Raw genomic sequence first — 15,377 nt, forward strand, 5'->3', positions numbered from 1 at the left:
ACTTGCTATACTTACCATCATCTATACAAGTCTTTTTGTAAAGTCTTGGTTTTTATAAGTGTTAAGTAGATCAAGTACATCTTTGCCATTACTTGAGATTGCATTTTTAAGAGCAAGTTGTAGATCTTTAAATGTGCTTTTTAGTTGATTTAGAGCTGGGTTATTAGTATCTGCTTCTAGGCTTGCTTCATAGTTGCCATCTTTTATCTCATTTACAAAGGTGTTGGCTTTTTGGATGAAAGCATTTTCATTTTCTTTAGCTGTTCTAATCTTTTCAATATTTTCATCTATCAAAGCTGCCATTTGAGAAATTTCATCTTTACCTTTAATATTTAAAAGATGCGCACTATTTGTCTTATTATTTAAAAAGTCAAAGAAATCTTTTAATGAATTTTTAGTTAAGTCAATGCCTCTTATTATATTTTTGCCAACAAATATGGACACTAATAGCATAAGCAAAATACAAACTACAATTACAAAAGAGCGTACAATAAGTTGAGTATTTGCCTCATCCTTAATATGCATTGCATCTTTTTGCATATTATCAAGCAATTTAAGCTCGAACTCCCTCATTGCATCTATTGAAATACTTATCTTAGAAAACCAACTCGCTGCATCATAAGACGTATTTTCAGTAGCAACTACATTTTTAATAATATTTATAGCATCTATAAAATCTGCCTTCTTTCTAGTAATAGCATCAAATTCTTCACTAAATTCTTTTGGATTGTATTCATCAAAATCTTGCATAAATTTGTTTATAACGCTATTTAGTGCAACTACTTTATTATAGTCCTCTTTACTTATGCTCTTTTTAGTAAAGATACCATTTAGTGTAGCACGCAAAATACCAAAAGACTCTTTTATCTCGCCAACAACAATAATACGTTTTAAATCATCCACTAAGTTAGACTCAAGCTTATTGCTATATCCATTTATAGCAATAACCTCTTTTCTTAAAATCTTCGTTATTTGCCCAATTGCGCTATTGCTATTTTTTTGATCTATATTAGAGCGAATGCTAGATAATTCTGGAATTATTTCATTCTTTTCATCTAACTTTTCAAGCATTGCATCTACATTTTTGCGTTGTTCTATAAGCTTTACATTATCTCCCCCAGATAACACACCTGAACTTAAACCACGTTCCTTTTGCATTTCATGGATAAAATCATTTTGTTTTATTATTACATTTACTATTTTCTCACTATATTCAGCTTCTGAACGTTTTTTCACAATACTACTTAACGTATATATACTTGTTATACTGAGTCCAATAAGACCAACAATAACTATGATCATAATTTTAAATTTAATACCTATATTACTCATTTTATATCCTTATTTATTATTTTTATAAATTTAATTTAAAATACAACTACAAACGAATAGCCTACAATATTTTAATTTTATGCGAAACTAAGTTATAAAACAAACCTCACTAACACAAACTAAGATAACGACCCTTATCACAAGTAATGTTCTTGTAATGGGTGATTTCATTGTATTTCCCTTAAATAAACTAATTGCATTGGGTCTTATTTAAACATACATAAACTTTAAAAATTTGAGTAAATGCTTATTTTTTAAGGTCGTATTTAGCGAGCATTTTGTCAAATTCGCCAGATTTTTGAAGCTCTTCGATCGCAACATCTATCTTTTTGATAAGATCAGTATGTTTGCCCTTGTCAAATGCCATCGCAAAGCCCTCTGTGCCGTCAGGAAGTCTCAAAAACTCCTCTAAGTCTGGATTTTGCTTTAAAAACTCAACACCTATTGGGCTATCAGTAAGCACAACATCGATCTTGCCAGCATTTAGTGACATTATAGCTGCCGCTACGTTTTCAGCTGGGATTGACTGAGTTGTGATCTTTTTAGCTGCCTCTTCTTGAAGTGTGCCAACTTGAGCTGAAATTTTCTTATCTTTAAGGTTGTCTTTATTTACATCTGAGCCTTTTTTGCGGATAAATAAATTCTCTGAAAAATAATATGGCTTAGTAAAATCAACAGACTTTCTTCTCTCGTCAGTCGCACTCATGCCGCTTATCGCGATATCGATCTTGCCTGTTTTTAAAGCTGGTATTAGCCCATCAAAACTCATATTTGCCACGTCAAATTTGATCCCAGTTTTTTTAGTGATCTCATTTAGAAGATCGATCTCAAAGCCAACGATTTGATTTTTATCATCAAGATACTCAAACGGAGGATAATCAGCGCTTGATCCTACCTTATAAACTACCTCTTTGCTAGCTTCTGGCGCATTTGCAGCGGTTTTTTTGCCACTATCATTGCCACAACCTATAAAAAACAGAGCTAAACCTAACGCTAGAAATTTTAATAAATTTTTCATTTTACTCCTTATTAGTGATTTAAAATTTTGCCTAAAAACTCTCGCAGACGCTCGTGCTGCGGATTTGTAAAGACATTTTTTGGCGTGTCATCGACTGCTATCTTGCCTTTGTCCATAAAGAAAATTCTATTTGCCACGTTTCTTGCAAAACCCATTTCGTGAGTTACAACAAGCATCGTTATGCCCTTTGCTGCGACATCTTTCATGATATCAAGCACCTCGCCGATCATCTCAGGATCTAGCGCGCTCGTTGGCTCGTCAAATAGTATCACCTCCGGCTCCATAGCTAGGCTTCTAGCGATGGCGATACGCTGCTTTTGACCGCCTGAGAGCTTGTGCGGATAGGCAAATTTCTTATCGCTTAGCCCAACGCTCTTTAGCAGCTCATCAGCCCTCCTCTCAGCACTCTCTTTATCTAATATCCCAGCTTTTATCGGAGCTAGGGTTAAATTTTGCAAGACGTTTTTGTTTGCAAAAAGGTTAAAGTGCTGAAACACCATGCTCACTTTTTGGCGAATTTTATTTATGTCTGATTTTTTATTGAGGATATCTTCGCCGTTTATCTTGATATGCCCACTATCTGGCTCTTCAAGGCGGTTTATGCAGCGCAAAAATGTACTTTTGCCGCCACCACTTGGACCAATTATCGCTATGACTTCGCCTTTTTTGATATCAACGCTAATGTCATTTAAAACACGCAAATCGCCATAGCTTTTGTTTAAATTTTTAATCTCAATCATGGCGATTTAGTCTCCTCTCAAGTAGTTTCACCAAAAGGGTGAAAAATTTAACACTCACGTAATATACAATGCCCGTAAAAATAACTGGCTCTGGGCTGTAAAAGACCGCTTGAAGGCTCTTGCTTTGCATCGTAATATCAACGACGCTTATGTAGCCAACGACTGAGGTCTCTTTAAAAAGCGATATAAACTCATTAGCAAGCGCTGGCAAGATATTTTTAGTAGCTTGTGGAAAGACTATCTCACGCATCGAAACGTAGTAGTTTAGCCCCATCGCCCTAGCTGCCTCCATCTGACCTTTATCGACGCTATTTATGCCACTTCTTACGATCTCAGCGACGTATGCTGAGCTATTTAGTCCAAGTGCGATCACAGCGACGTAGAAGTTGTCGCTCCAAGTGGCAAAAATCACCACTGAAAATATAAGAAGTTGAAGTATTACAGGCGTTCCACGCAAGATGTCGATATACTCATCTATGACGAAATTTAAAACCTTGATATCTAAAAATTTAATAAAAGCTAAAATAAATCCAAGTGTGATGCCTATAGTGATACCGCCTATCGTAAGACCAAGTGTTACTCCGTAACTTTTAATATATGCGATCTCTTGCGCCTCGCTAAGATCTCTTGGATAGAAAAAATATGTTCCAAGTGAGACAATTATTATAAAAAATAGAAATTTGGCTAAATTTTGAGCGTTCAACTTCATCCTTTCTTTAAAATGTAGCCTTAAATGATACGAAAAAAAATATATCATTTTGCTTAAAATTTTTTAAGGAATAAGCCCGCTCATTGAAATTTAAATGATTTTATAATAACATAAGCGTTTTATTTTATTTGAAAGGAATTTTATGAGCTTTGGGTCTTATTTAGCCATCGCCATCTATTTTGGTTTCTTGCTCTTTATCGGACGATATTTCTACGATAAAAACGCAAGTATGAACGAGTATCTACTGGATAACCGCCAAATGGGTCCAGTCGTCACCGCACTTAGCGCTGGCGCTTCTGATATGAGTGGTTGGATGCTACTTGGCGTGCCCGGGGCCTTATACGCAACTGGCGTTGCAAATGTCTGGATGATAGCTGGTCTTATCGTGGGAGCTTACTGCAACTACTTATTTCTAGCAAAAAGGCTTAGGGTCTATACCGAGGTTGCAAGCGACAGCATCACGATACCTGATTTTTTAGAAAACCGCTTTAAGGATAGGACGAAAATTTTAAGGATCATCTCAGGTCTTATCATATTGATATTTTTCACACTTTACGTAAGTAGTGGCATCATCGCTGGTGGCAAGACATTTGAGAGCTTTTTTGGCTTAAAATTTGCATACGGAGCGGTCTTTACGCTCATAATCGTAGTCTTTTATACATTTTTTGGTGGATTTAAGGCTGTTAGCATAACTGACGCATTTCAGGGTCTTTTGATGTTTTGTGTCCTAGTCTCGATCCCAGTCGTGGCATATCTAAATTTAGACCTGCCAAGCGATACAAATTTGATAAAAGAGATAAGCAGGCTTGATGCAAATCACCTAAACCCATTTAGAGACCAGACTTTCTGGGGCATTTTGGGCCTTCTAGCTTGGGGGTTTGGCTACTTTGGGCAGCCACATATAATCGTTAGATTTATGGCGATACGCGACTCAAAAGAGCTTGCAAAGGCAAGAAGGATCGGCATCGGCTGGATGACGATCGGCCTATTTGGTGCAATTATGAGCGGACTTATTGGCTTTGTCTATTTTAGCCAAAGAGGCGGACTAAGCGATCCTGAGACAGTATTTTTAAAGCTTGGCGAGCTACTTTTTCCGCCATTTTTTATAGGTATCATCATCTCAGCCGTGCTTTCAGCGATCATGAGTACCATCTCAAGCCAGCTCTTAGTCACTTCAAGCTCGGTCACAAAGGACTTCATCTTCGCCTTTTATAAAAAAGAAGTTAGCCAAAGCACGCAAACAGCGATCAGCCGCTATGCGGTCGTGGTCGTAGCGCTAATTGCCACAGTGCTTGCCTTTATCTCTACAGATAACGTTCTAAACGTCGTTGGCAACGCTTGGGCTGGATTTGGCGCGAGCTTTGGTCCGGTACTGCTTTTTAGCCTTTACTGGAAACGTATGAGCGCACTTGGAGCGCTTGCTGGCATGATAGCTGGCGGTGTGACCGTGATATTTTGGATAACATCAGGGCTAAATGCCTATGTTTATGAAATTTTACCAGGCATTTTAACCTCAAGCCTAGCCATCATCATGGTCAGTATCTGGGGCGACGCGATAAATAAAATGACTAGCGAGCCACACGAGCAAGTGATAAAAGATGAATTTGAAAAAATGAAGACAAGGCTTTAAATTTAAGCAAGGTGGCTAGCTTTAGCCACCATCAAATTTACTCTAATTTCAAATTTCTTAAAACTAACCCTTGGATTTATAGTTAGCTTATCATGTGAGATAAACTCTTTTTTTAGAAATTTCTCACGTCCAGTTCTTGCTATCATCAGCGCGTTATCAGAGCAAAACGCAAGTGGAGCTAGCAAAAGCTCGCACTCATTTTTTTGGCAAAGCGCTTCAAGCCTTTTGCGTAAATTTAAATTTGCGCTCGCTACGCTAAGGCACTTGAAATTTCCATAAAATCAAACTTGCTAAATTTATACCTTTAGTCCTTTTTTCAGTTTTCTTATCAAAAACCTAGCGGGATGAAGCTCAAAAAATAGCGATCTTTCTATGCAAAGTGGGCAAGCAAGCACAAGATCGGTTATCAAATTTGCTCCAAGTATCGCCGTACCAAGGCCACGTGAGCCGTGAGCAAAATTTAAAAAGAGATTTTTTTCGTAGCTTGCTTTTGGATTGTTGTCTTTATTTTTACTCCAAAATAGCCCTTTGTAGTTTTGCTTATAAAACTCCTCATCGTGTAAGGCGCCGATTATCGGAAACCTATCTCCGCTATAACTTCTATATCCCACACGTGAGCCGATAATGGTGGCTTTTGTGGCGTCAAAAAACTCACTCACTAACCTCAAACAATACAAATTTGACTAAGAAATTTTATAAAGGTATAGTTTGCTAAAATGAAATTTTTATGAAGATTTTTTAAGAGATTAAAATTTATAAATTTGAAAGAGCAAAAGGTGGCAAACCACCTTTATTTTACTCCCACTCGATAGTTGCAGGTGGCTTGCTTGAGATGTCGTAAACTACGCGGTTTATGCCGTTTACCTCATTTATGATACGGCGGCTTACGTTTTCAAGCAGGTCATAAGGAAGCCTTGAAAAGCTTGCAGTCATGCCATCACTTGCATCGACCACGCGCACACAAACAGCGTTTTCGTAGGTACGATTATCGCCCATAACGCCAACAGAATTTACATTTAAAAGTACGCAAAATGCCTGCCAAGTTTTGTTATACCAGCCACTACTTTTTAGCTCATCGCGCAAGATCACGTCAGCTTTACGAAGTAGCTCAAGGCTTGGTTTATTTACCTCGCCCATGATGCGGATAGCAAGGCCAGGTCCTGGGAAAGGGTGGCGGAAGACTAGCTCACGGCTTAGTCCAAGCTCAAGTCCTAGCTTTCTAACCTCGTCTTTAAAAATTTCTCTTAGCGGTTCTATCAGCTCAAATGTCATCCAATCAGGCAAGCCGCCAACGTTGTGGTGGCTCTTTATCGTCTTGCTTGAGCCAACGACTGAGCTTTCGATGATGTCAGTATAAAGAGTGCCTTGAGCTAGAAATTTCACATCGCCATGCTTTTTAGCCTCTTTTTCAAAAATTTCTATAAATGTCTCGCCTATGATCTTGCGTTTTTTCTCAGGATCAACGACGCCAGCTAAGCGACCAAGAAAGATCTCACTCGCATCTATACTAACTAGCTCAACACCAAGCTTTGTTCTAAATGTAGCTTCAACTTGCTCTTTTTCGTTTGTTCTAAGAAGTCCGTTATCGACAAAAACAAGGATCAAATTTTCAGGTACAGCAGCTGCCAAAAGCGCTGCAGTCACAGAGCTATCCACGCCGCCACTAACTGCGCAAAGCACCTTGTGAGTGCCAACTGTTTTTCTGATTTCTTCTATCTTGTTCTTAGCAAAGCTTCCCATGTTCCATGTGCTCTCGCAGCCACAGATATATTTAGCAAAATTCTTTAAAATTTGCGTGCCATACTCGCTGTGTTGCACCTCTGCGTGAAACTGGATCGCATAAAATTTACGCTTATCATCGCCAAAAGCGCAATAAGGCGAATTTTCGCTAATCGCAATCGCCTCAAAGCCCTTTGGCAAGTCTTTTACATAGTCGCTATGGCTCATCCATACGATTTGTTTTGAAGGTGTATCTTTAAAAAGATCGTGCTCTTTTACGACGCTAAGTTCAGCCTTGCCGTACTCTTTGTGATCAGCTGCCAAAACCTCAGCACCATGCGTGTGAGCAAGTAGCTGCATGCCGTAGCAAACGCCAAGTATAGGGATATTTAGCTCAAAGACGCCGTTATCGCAAAAGTAGGCATCTTTGGCATAAACGCTAGCTGGACCACCACTTAGAATGATACCTTTTGGATCTTTCGCCTTTATATCACTTAGTTTTGCATTAAATGGCAAAATTTCAGTATAAACTCCTTCTTCTCTTAGCCTTCTAGCTATTAGCTGAGTATACTGCGAACCAAAGTCCAAAACTATAATCGTATTGTTCATTTATAACCTTTTAAAAGTAGATGTGAAAAATTTCAAACTGCACATACCAAACAATGAGTGACACGATGTATCCTAAAACTACCATCCATGCATATTTCATATGCGCACCAAAGGTATAAATTCCTTTTAATTTACCCATTACTCCAACGCCAGCTGCTGAACCAAAGCTGATCATCGAACCGCCAATACCAGCTGTAAGTGTCACAAGTAGCCACTGACTCATAGCCTCGCCCGCATCAGCTCCCATAGCTGGATTTGCTTTTAGCACAGCTGACATAACAGGGACGTTATCAACGACTGCTGAGAGGAAGCCAACTCCGATATTTACAGGTGTTGAGCCAAATTTATCATAAAGTGACACAGCGTAATTTAAAAATCCAGCAAAGTGAAGAGCGCCAACTGCAGCTAAAATTCCAAAGAAGAAAAATAGCGTGTTGTTCTCGATCTTTGACATATAGTGAAAGACGTTCATAGGCTCTTCGTCTTTGTGAGCTTTTTTGAAATAGTAAGTGTAAAGGCTAAGCAGTGAGAAGCCAAACATCATGCCCCACATCGCTGGTAAGTGAAATAACTGGTGCATCATAACTGCACAAAAGATAGTAAATGCACCTATGAAGATAACCGCTTTACCGCCCTTTTTCATAACCACTTTTGGCTCATTTGCCACGTCAAAATGAGGCGCAGTATTTGGCACGATGCGTGAAAGTAAAAATGCTGTCACAAACCAGCCGATAAATGAAGCTGGGAAAAGTGCGAAAAAGTCTAAGAATGGTGACTTGCCAGCTGCCCAAACCATAAGTGTAGTGATATCGCCAAATGGGCTCCACGCTCCGCCTGCATTTGCTGCTACGACGATGTTTATCGCACCTGCGACTAGGAAATTTGTATTATTTCTATCTATCGTTAAAAGAACGGTTGATAGGATAAGCGCTGTTGTTAGGTTATCAGCCACTGGGCTAATGAAAAACGCCAAAATTCCAGTTAGCCAAAATAGCTTTCTGTAGGTGTAGCCTTTTGAAACTAGGTTGTATTTAAGCGCGTTAAATACATCTCTTTCAACAAGTGCTTCGATAAATGTCATAGCAACCATTAAGAAAAAGACGATCTGAGCTATCTCTAAGATCAGGTGATTTACCTCGTGCTCTAGCGAATGCACATCCATGCCATTTATAAGCATATAAACGCCGATTAGCAAAAACATAAAAGTGCCGATAAAGATGGCAGGTTTTGCCTTGTCGATGTGAAAATTCTCTTCTGCTGCTATGAAAAAGTATCCAACAACAAAAATGATAAGCGATAAAATTCCCGCCCATGTAGTAGTTAAGTCAATAGCCGCAGCTTCTCCGTCAGCACCAAAGGCTATAGCAAAAAACAAGCCTAGAAGTCCAAATAACCTCATATACTCTCCTTGTAAGATAAAAATTTGCGTATTTTACTTAAATGAGCCTAAAATTTAGGTTAGTTAAATTTATTAAGCTTGCATTACATTTTTATCTTACGCGAAATTTAAGATCAAATTTTATTGATCTTGTCAGTTTTTTTCTCTTTCACAGGCGCATCTCCATAAAATGGATCGTCCTTGTAGCCGCAACCACTAAGTGCAAAAAGAGCGAAAATTAAAATAAAAGATGATAAGATTGCCTTATGAAAAACGCCAAATTTATGATAGATGCTATCCACGAAAATCCTTTGTATAAAGAAAAATTAAGCATGGCAGACGAGTGCCAAGAGCTTCTTCGCCTCATGGGTAAAGCAAAGCGATTTTACATAGCTTTTTGCTATGTTAGAGAAGGCATTTTAACCTTCGTTCTCACTCATCCCTCAGGGCTTTTGGAGCTTAGACGTGATAGTAGTATAAATGATATAAAAGGGTTATTAAAAACCTTTTGCAAATTTAATAAAAATAGCATTTTTGCAAGCGTCATCGAGCCAAAACCTCTTAGCGAGATCAACTATATAAAAAACAAAAAAGAAGAAAATATAAGATTTATCGTGAGCAAATATCTAAAATTTTTCACGCCACAACCTACGCAAAGGTCAAATTTCATCGCGCCAGCAAGCAAGGGCGAGTTTAAAAATTTAGCCACAAATGAGCAAATTTATAAGAAATTTGAAGAGCTAAGAGAAATTTTGCTAAAGAAAAATGAGCAGGCAAGATGCTAATAGACGAGATAAGAACGCTTCCAAACGAGCCTGGCGTATATCAGTATTTTGACGCTCAAAACAGACTTTTATATGTCGGCAAGGCTAAAATTTTAAAAAACAGGGTCAAAAGCTACTTTAAATTTACTCCAAGCTTAGCACCAGCTGAAAAGCTAAGCCCAAGAATTTCAAAGATGATAAGCGAGGCGGTGCATCTTGAATACATCGTCACACCAAGCGAAGCAGACGCGCTCATACTTGAAAATTCATTCATCAAACAGCTTAAGCCAAAATACAACATCTTGCTTCGTGACGACAAGACCTATCCTTATATCTTTATAAATTTAAACGATGAATTTCCAAGATTTGAGATCACTAGAAAGGTAGTAAAAGGCTCAAACATTCGCTATTTTGGGCCATATTTTAGTGGAGCAGGAGAGCTTCTTGAAGCGCTTTATCTAAATTTCAACCTAGTTCAGAAAAAATCCTGCATCAAAGGCAAAAAAGCCTGCCTTTTTTACCAGCTAAAACGCTGCTACGCCCCATGTGAGGGCAAAATTTCAAAAGAAGACTACGCCAAAATAGTTGCTGACGCCACAGCCGCTTTGCAAAATCCAAATTTGTTAATCGCTCGCCTTGAAGAGCTCATGCTAAACTACGCTAAGGCCGAAGACTACGAGCAAGCAGCCGCGACTAGAGATAAGATACAAACGCTTAAAAATATGCAAACAAAGGTCGAGGTCGATCTAGCCAAGCTTGAGGACTTTGAGGCTTACTCAGTCTCTTGCGTGCATGATATGATCTGCGCGGTGAGATTTAGCGTGCAAAGTGGCAAGATAACAGGCGTAAAAACCGATATCACGCAAGCTAAAAACGCTCAAAAAGACGAGATAAACGAAGCTTATAAGCAAGCCATTTTAAAAAGCTTCATAGCTGGTCAGCCAATAATTAGCACCAAAATTTATGTACATGAGAGCTTTGAAGATAGTGAGCTGGTGGAGGAAATTTTAAACGAGAGATTTGGACGTAAATTTAGCATCACATGCCCAAAAATAGGCGATAAGCGTAAAATTTGTGAGATCGCTACCAAAAACGCTGAAGTTAGCATCGAAAAATATCTAAAAACGCACGATAACGAGCTGCTAAACGAGATAAAAGAGTACTTTGACCTAGCTCACACGCCTTACGTGGTCGAGGCTTACGACAACTCACACCTTTTTGGCGAGGCAAGTGTCGGAGCAATGGTGCGCTATGAGCATGGCGAGTGGGCAAAGCAAAACTACCGCCATATGCACCTAAGCTCTAAAAACGACTACGATCAGATGAAAGAGAGTCTGACAGCTAGAGCCCTTAGATTTGACAAGCTTAGCCCGCCTGATCTTTGGGTCATTGATGGTGGCGAGGCGCTTTTAAATTTAGCCTGCGAAATTTTAGCAAGTAGTGGGGCAAACGTCGATGTGATCGCTATCTCAAAAGAAAAAATAGACGCCAAAGCTCACCGTGCAAAGGGCGAGGCGAAAGATAAAATTTACACAAAAAATGGCAGCTTTAGCCTAAGTACGAGCGATAAAAAGCTGCAGTTTTTCCAAAAGATGCGCGATGAGAGTCATAGATTTGTCATCAGTTTTCACAGAAAAACAAGGCAGAAAAACGATATGCAAAGATCAGTGCTAAGACAAGCTGGCGTATCTGAGGGCAGTATCGCGAAATTAATCAGCTTTTACGGAAGTTTTGATAAAATCAGCGAAGCAAATTTAGACGAAGTAGCAAAAATAACAAACAAAAGCGTAGCAGCAAAGCTTTTAACGCTCAAAGAAGGAAATTTGAAGTGATAATATACGACAAAAACGGTCAAATTTTAGCGATGGGAGATATCTCTCTTGGTCTGCTTGAATTTAAAGATATAAGGGAGTTTTTAAGCGAGCATAAAGACATTGACGAGCTAGTTTTAGACTACAAAGAGTCTGGAGTTTTTATAGACTATCTAGCTAAAAGACCAAATTTAAGAGTAAATTTAAAGACCAAAAACGGCAAAATTTTAAATGCGACGCTTAAATTTTCAAAGATCTGCTCAGTAAAAAACGAAGAGTATTTTGAGCTTTTGATCCTTGATCAAACAGAAATTTACAGCCAAAACCAACAAGCTGCGATGAAAGCAAAGACCAAACTTCGCTTGCCAAATTTAAAGCTAGATGAAAAAGAGCTTTTAGACAAAGAAGAAGAGGTTTTAAACGAGAGCTGGTTTAGCGAGACGGCTAGCTTTTTAAATTTAAGCAAAAGCGAGTTTGCGACCTACCTTGGTATATTTTTAAGCAAGGCAAAAGATAAGATGATCTTTATCCAAAGTGCGGTGCAAGCGCGAGATACTAAATTTTTAGAAGAGAGCATAAAGATATTAAAAGAGCCAGCGCTAAATTTAAAGATCACTCCGCTTGTGGCAAATTTCGATGCGCTTCTTACTAGACCAAACAAAATGAAAAAGATCACTCTAATAAACAAAAGACTAAGCGAAATAAGCACGCTTTGCAATAAATTTTCAAAAAGGCTTGTCAATGAGGGTTAATAAATTTTTGGTTCTTTTGCCGATATTTTTGGCGGCTTTCGCTTGCTTTTATGGTGGCGTGCTCTTCTTTGATAAATTTAGGATCTCTTATAACATAAATAATGAGATAACAAGAGAAAATTTAATAAGAAGCGCCATAGATTATATCATCTCAGAAAGAAAAGCCTATGAGAGATATAGTCAAACTATGTTACCACAAGATGAAATAACACTAAGAAAGGCAAACACTGCTAAAAATTTGGCAGTAAAAAGCTTATCAAATAGCCTTTCTAACACACCAGATGACATAAGAATGAGAGATAGGCTAAATGAAGTTTTGAAAAATGCAAATGCAAGCTGGGAGAGCTTTAACCTCTCGTTTTATAGCTTTGTTGAGCTGGCAAATCCTACGATAACAAGTGGGCAAGTAGTATTTAAAGATTTAACCATAGATGCAGATATCAAGCGCTATATCATCTCTTTAATCAGAACCTATGAGCTACTTCAAAACGTAAATACTGTAAAAGATCACATCTTGGTCGTGCTTATGGGCAAAGAGAAAATCACCGAAAGTTCGTTAAAACAAACTATAAATGGCCTTAGATATAACGATATAAATGCAAATTTACTCCCAAATGGCGAGATAAAAGACAATATAACAAAAGAAATAGATAGGCTTGATAATATAGAGACCACGCAGGGATATGACGAGCTCCGCTTTAAGCTAAAGCTAAACAATGAGCTAACACGTGATGAAATTTTACAGATCAATAAATTTGAAAATAATAGAGCTGATCTTTTTCGTAAGATAGCAAATACCCTAACTAAAGAGCTAAAGAGGCTAAATGACAACTTTAGAATCAAGGCGCTTTCTCTAACGTTTTTGATGTTTTTACTATCGCTTTGGCTATTTTACGCTGGCTATAAAACATACATTTGGCTAAAAGATCTAGAAAATTTAAACCAAAAGATGAGACTTGTAAGAGACGAAATTTTAAAAGGAGGCGACAGAAATCCACAAAAATTAATAGAAAACTTCATCGCGCTATATAAAGAGCTACTTCAAAAATATGAGCAAGAAAGAAGCTTTGCAGCTATAAAAGATAGACTGCTTGTTAGGCTAAATAAGAAATTTTACCTCTCAAAAGAGCAAATTTTAAGCTCGGTCGCTACGCTAAAAAAAGATGAAAACATGGTAAAAAATGAGCTAGTTTTTGAAAATTTAGAAAAAAATAGCCAGATAATCGCGATAAATTACAGCAATATAAAAGGCTTGCTTGATAGCAGAAATGGCGAAGTTGGACTAAATTTAAAGCCATTTAACCCACAAATTTTGTTTTCAAATATCCTTGAAGCGCAGATACCTTTTACGCAAGAGAAAAAGCTAAATTTCTTAACCTATCTTGATGCAAACATTAGCGACGAGCTGGAGGGTGATAGCGAGAAGATAAGCGTCGTCTTTGGCTCTATCATGCAAGCTGTCGTGACAAAATGCGATAAATTTGCCAACTTGATAGTAGAGATAAAAAATGTCAGCGACGCCCTTAGTCAAAGCGGTCTTTTACTCATCGAAACAAAGATAAGGACAAATCAAATTTTCATAAATGAAGAGCAGATAAAAGCTTTAAACGCAGAAGATGAAAATGAGATAAATGATGAAGAGAGCGAGTTTTATCTAAGACTTGCTAGCTTTTATCTAAAGCTTTTTAACTCAAGCCTTGACATAAGCACACTTGGTGGAGCTGGTAATGAGTTTAAATTTATCCTTAGTCTAAAAAAGGTGCAAAAACTGCAAAATTTCAGCCTAAATCACGAGCTAAGGATCGCGTATCTGCCTGATATAAATGCAAAATACAATGAATTTTTCGCAGCTACTTTAGAAGATATGGGGCTTAGGTTTCAAAATATCATCTCAAATAATCAAGCACTAGCGAAAAACTACGATATCGTCTTTGCAAGGCAGAGTGCAAGTAAAAATATAAATATAAAAAATGTGGTCTTGCTAAAAGATCCTCTCACGCCACTTAGCGTTGCAAGGCTTGTCTATATGGAGAAAAATAGGGGCGAGAGCTTGGCTGAAGAGAAAGTGCTCTTTTTGCTTTGCGACAAAAACCCACTTAGTCTTGAGATGTTTTCGCGCGCTTTTAGCTTCTTAGACTGCGAAGTCATAGGCGTTAGCAGCCACAAAGAGCTTAAACAAGCACTTCTTTTAAATAGATTTAACGCAGTCTTTATCGATGCTTCATTTTTTGAAAATGGCGTGGCAAATTTCGTAAAAGAGATAAGATCGCTCCAAGAAGAGAAGCTAAATTTAGTCGCTGTGGTCTCAAATACCTCAAATATCCCTGAAAGAGAGCTGCTGCCAGCCTTTGATGAGAAGATCAGAAAGCCTTTTAGCAAAGATGAGCTAAATCAAATTTTGCCTAAATTTATAAAAAACTATAAGCCAAGTAAAGAGAATAGATACTTTAGCAAAAATGAAAATATAGTGATTTATAAGAGCACGAAGCTTGAAAATAAGATATTTGCTGGCGCTCTTGGCGAGTTTCAAAACACGCTTGAGGTCGCAAATAGCTTTAGCGAGTTTTTGATAAAGATAAAGACAAAACCTTGCTCGCTAGCGCTTGTGGATGAAGCAGCGGAGGGCTTTGATATAAAAGAGCTAATAGCCACGATATCTGAGCTTAGAGCTGGGCTAAAGCTAGATGCTAGAGTGCTTCTTTTTAGCAATAACTTAGAGCTTAAAAACCAAAAAGAGTATATAAAAATCCTATCTCCAAGTGTGAGCAAGATAGAGCTTACAAACTTCGTAAAATCAGAGCTTGGCGAGATAAATTCGACCCAAAATGAACTAAAGAGCAACTTTAAGTTTATAAAATTTAAGGTTTGAGCGTTTGGCTAGTTGGCAAATTTATGTGAGATCAAATTTAAATTTT

At 37.9% G+C, this 15,377-nt stretch carries 11 protein-coding genes and 2 pseudogenes; 5 read left to right on the top strand and 8 right to left on the bottom strand.

Translation table 11 applies throughout. The features are described 5' to 3' along the window. Positions 1–21: 21 nt before the first annotated feature. The 4 genes from HMPREF1019_RS04700 to HMPREF1019_RS04715 all read right to left on the bottom strand — a co-directional run bounded on the left by HMPREF1019_RS04700 (position 22) and on the right by HMPREF1019_RS04715 (position 3,793). A complete protein-coding gene (locus tag HMPREF1019_RS04700; RefSeq protein WP_009294564.1) occupies positions 22–1,332 on the bottom strand; it encodes a nitrate- and nitrite sensing domain-containing protein in 1,311 nt (436 codons plus the stop codon). 247 nt (positions 1,333–1,579) lie between these two features. Next, on the bottom strand, positions 1,580–2,350 hold the full coding sequence (locus HMPREF1019_RS04705) for a basic amino acid ABC transporter substrate-binding protein (RefSeq protein WP_009294565.1): 771 nt from the start codon (positions 2,348–2,350) through the stop codon (positions 1,580–1,582). An 11-nt stretch (positions 2,351–2,361) separates the two neighbouring features. Then, on the bottom strand, positions 2,362–3,090 hold the full coding sequence (locus tag HMPREF1019_RS04710; RefSeq protein WP_009294566.1) for an amino acid ABC transporter ATP-binding protein: 729 nt from the start codon (positions 3,088–3,090) through the stop codon (positions 2,362–2,364). After that, complete coding sequence (locus tag HMPREF1019_RS04715) at positions 3,083–3,793, bottom strand: amino acid ABC transporter permease (RefSeq protein ID WP_009294567.1); 711 nt, start codon at positions 3,791–3,793, stop codon at positions 3,083–3,085. Before HMPREF1019_RS04715 ends, HMPREF1019_RS04710 begins: the two co-directional genes overlap by 8 nt. Before the next feature lie 148 nt (positions 3,794–3,941). Between HMPREF1019_RS04715 and putP the strand changes: the two genes are divergently transcribed. Beyond that, positions 3,942–5,429, top strand: a complete 1,488-nt coding sequence (gene putP, locus HMPREF1019_RS04720; protein WP_009294568.1) for a sodium/proline symporter PutP — start codon at positions 3,942–3,944, stop codon at positions 5,427–5,429. Positions 5,430–5,431: 2 nt separating this feature from the next. Here the strand turns inward: putP and HMPREF1019_RS04725 are convergent. From HMPREF1019_RS04725 to nhaD, 4 genes and pseudogenes are all read right to left on the bottom strand, one after another. Then, positions 5,432–5,680 (bottom strand): annotated as a pseudogene (locus HMPREF1019_RS04725) (hypothetical protein); the annotation flags it as partial. A 45-nt stretch (positions 5,681–5,725) separates the two neighbouring features. Next, positions 5,726–6,088, bottom strand: a pseudogene (locus tag HMPREF1019_RS04730) (bifunctional tRNA (5-methylaminomethyl-2-thiouridine)(34)-methyltransferase MnmD/FAD-dependent 5-carboxymethylaminomethyl-2-thiouridine(34) oxidoreductase MnmC); the annotation flags it as partial. 136 nt (positions 6,089–6,224) lie between these two features. Then, positions 6,225–7,757, bottom strand: coding sequence for a glutamine-hydrolyzing GMP synthase (gene guaA, locus HMPREF1019_RS04735; RefSeq protein WP_009294571.1), 1,533 nt, complete (start codon positions 7,755–7,757; stop codon positions 6,225–6,227). Positions 7,758–7,767: 10 nt separating this feature from the next. Next, positions 7,768–9,156 carry a sodium:proton antiporter NhaD gene (gene nhaD / locus HMPREF1019_RS04740; RefSeq protein ID WP_009294572.1) on the bottom strand — a complete coding sequence of 463 codons (1,389 nt, stop codon included), beginning with the start codon at positions 9,154–9,156 and terminating at the stop codon, positions 7,768–7,770. A 245-nt stretch (positions 9,157–9,401) separates the two neighbouring features. Here nhaD and HMPREF1019_RS04745 point away from each other — a divergent pair, with 245 nt between their 5' ends. The 4 genes from HMPREF1019_RS04745 to HMPREF1019_RS04760 are packed head-to-tail and all read left to right on the top strand — an operon-like array spanning position 9,402 to position 15,331. Next, entirely contained in the window at positions 9,402–9,920 is a 519-nt protein-coding gene (locus HMPREF1019_RS04745; RefSeq protein ID WP_009294573.1) for a hypothetical protein, read from the top strand. After that, a complete protein-coding gene (gene uvrC, locus HMPREF1019_RS04750) occupies positions 9,914–11,731 on the top strand; it encodes an excinuclease ABC subunit UvrC (RefSeq protein ID WP_009294574.1) in 1,818 nt (605 codons plus the stop codon). Before HMPREF1019_RS04745 ends, uvrC begins: the two co-directional genes overlap by 7 nt. Continuing rightward, positions 11,728–12,462 carry a hypothetical protein gene (locus HMPREF1019_RS04755; RefSeq protein WP_009294575.1) on the top strand — a complete coding sequence of 245 codons (735 nt, stop codon included), beginning with the start codon at positions 11,728–11,730 and terminating at the stop codon, positions 12,460–12,462. Before uvrC ends, HMPREF1019_RS04755 begins: the two co-directional genes overlap by 4 nt. Continuing rightward, positions 12,452–15,331 (top strand): hypothetical protein, encoded by a 2,880-nt coding sequence (locus HMPREF1019_RS04760; RefSeq protein ID WP_009294576.1) that lies wholly within the window; start codon positions 12,452–12,454, stop codon positions 15,329–15,331. Before HMPREF1019_RS04755 ends, HMPREF1019_RS04760 begins: the two co-directional genes overlap by 11 nt. Positions 15,332–15,377: the final 46 nt, after the last annotated feature.

Source organism: Campylobacter sp. 10_1_50 (assembly GCF_000238755.1).
Classification (GTDB): domain Bacteria; phylum Campylobacterota; class Campylobacteria; order Campylobacterales; family Campylobacteraceae; genus Campylobacter_A; species Campylobacter_A concisus_R.

What these genes read in the sequence shown, in the direction of transcription:
- HMPREF1019_RS04705 (WP_009294565.1), bottom strand. Translation starts at nt 2,350, where the DNA reads ATGAAAAATTTATTAAAATTTCTAGCGTTAGGTTTAGCTCTGTTTTTT.
- uvrC (WP_009294574.1), top strand. Translation starts at nt 9,914, where the DNA reads ATGCTAATAGACGAGATAAGAACGCTTCCAAACGAGCCTGGCGTATAT.
- HMPREF1019_RS04745 (WP_009294573.1), top strand. Translation starts at nt 9,402, where the DNA reads ATGAAAAACGCCAAATTTATGATAGATGCTATCCACGAAAATCCTTTG.
- putP (WP_009294568.1), top strand. Translation starts at nt 3,942, where the DNA reads ATGAGCTTTGGGTCTTATTTAGCCATCGCCATCTATTTTGGTTTCTTG.
- HMPREF1019_RS04700 (WP_009294564.1), bottom strand. Translation starts at nt 1,332, where the DNA reads ATGAGTAATATAGGTATTAAATTTAAAATTATGATCATAGTTATTGTT.
- nhaD (WP_009294572.1), bottom strand. Translation starts at nt 9,156, where the DNA reads ATGAGGTTATTTGGACTTCTAGGCTTGTTTTTTGCTATAGCCTTTGGT.
- HMPREF1019_RS04710 (WP_009294566.1), bottom strand. Translation starts at nt 3,090, where the DNA reads ATGATTGAGATTAAAAATTTAAACAAAAGCTATGGCGATTTGCGTGTT.
- guaA (WP_009294571.1), bottom strand. Translation starts at nt 7,757, where the DNA reads ATGAACAATACGATTATAGTTTTGGACTTTGGTTCGCAGTATACTCAG.
- HMPREF1019_RS04760 (WP_009294576.1), top strand. Translation starts at nt 12,452, where the DNA reads ATGAGGGTTAATAAATTTTTGGTTCTTTTGCCGATATTTTTGGCGGCT.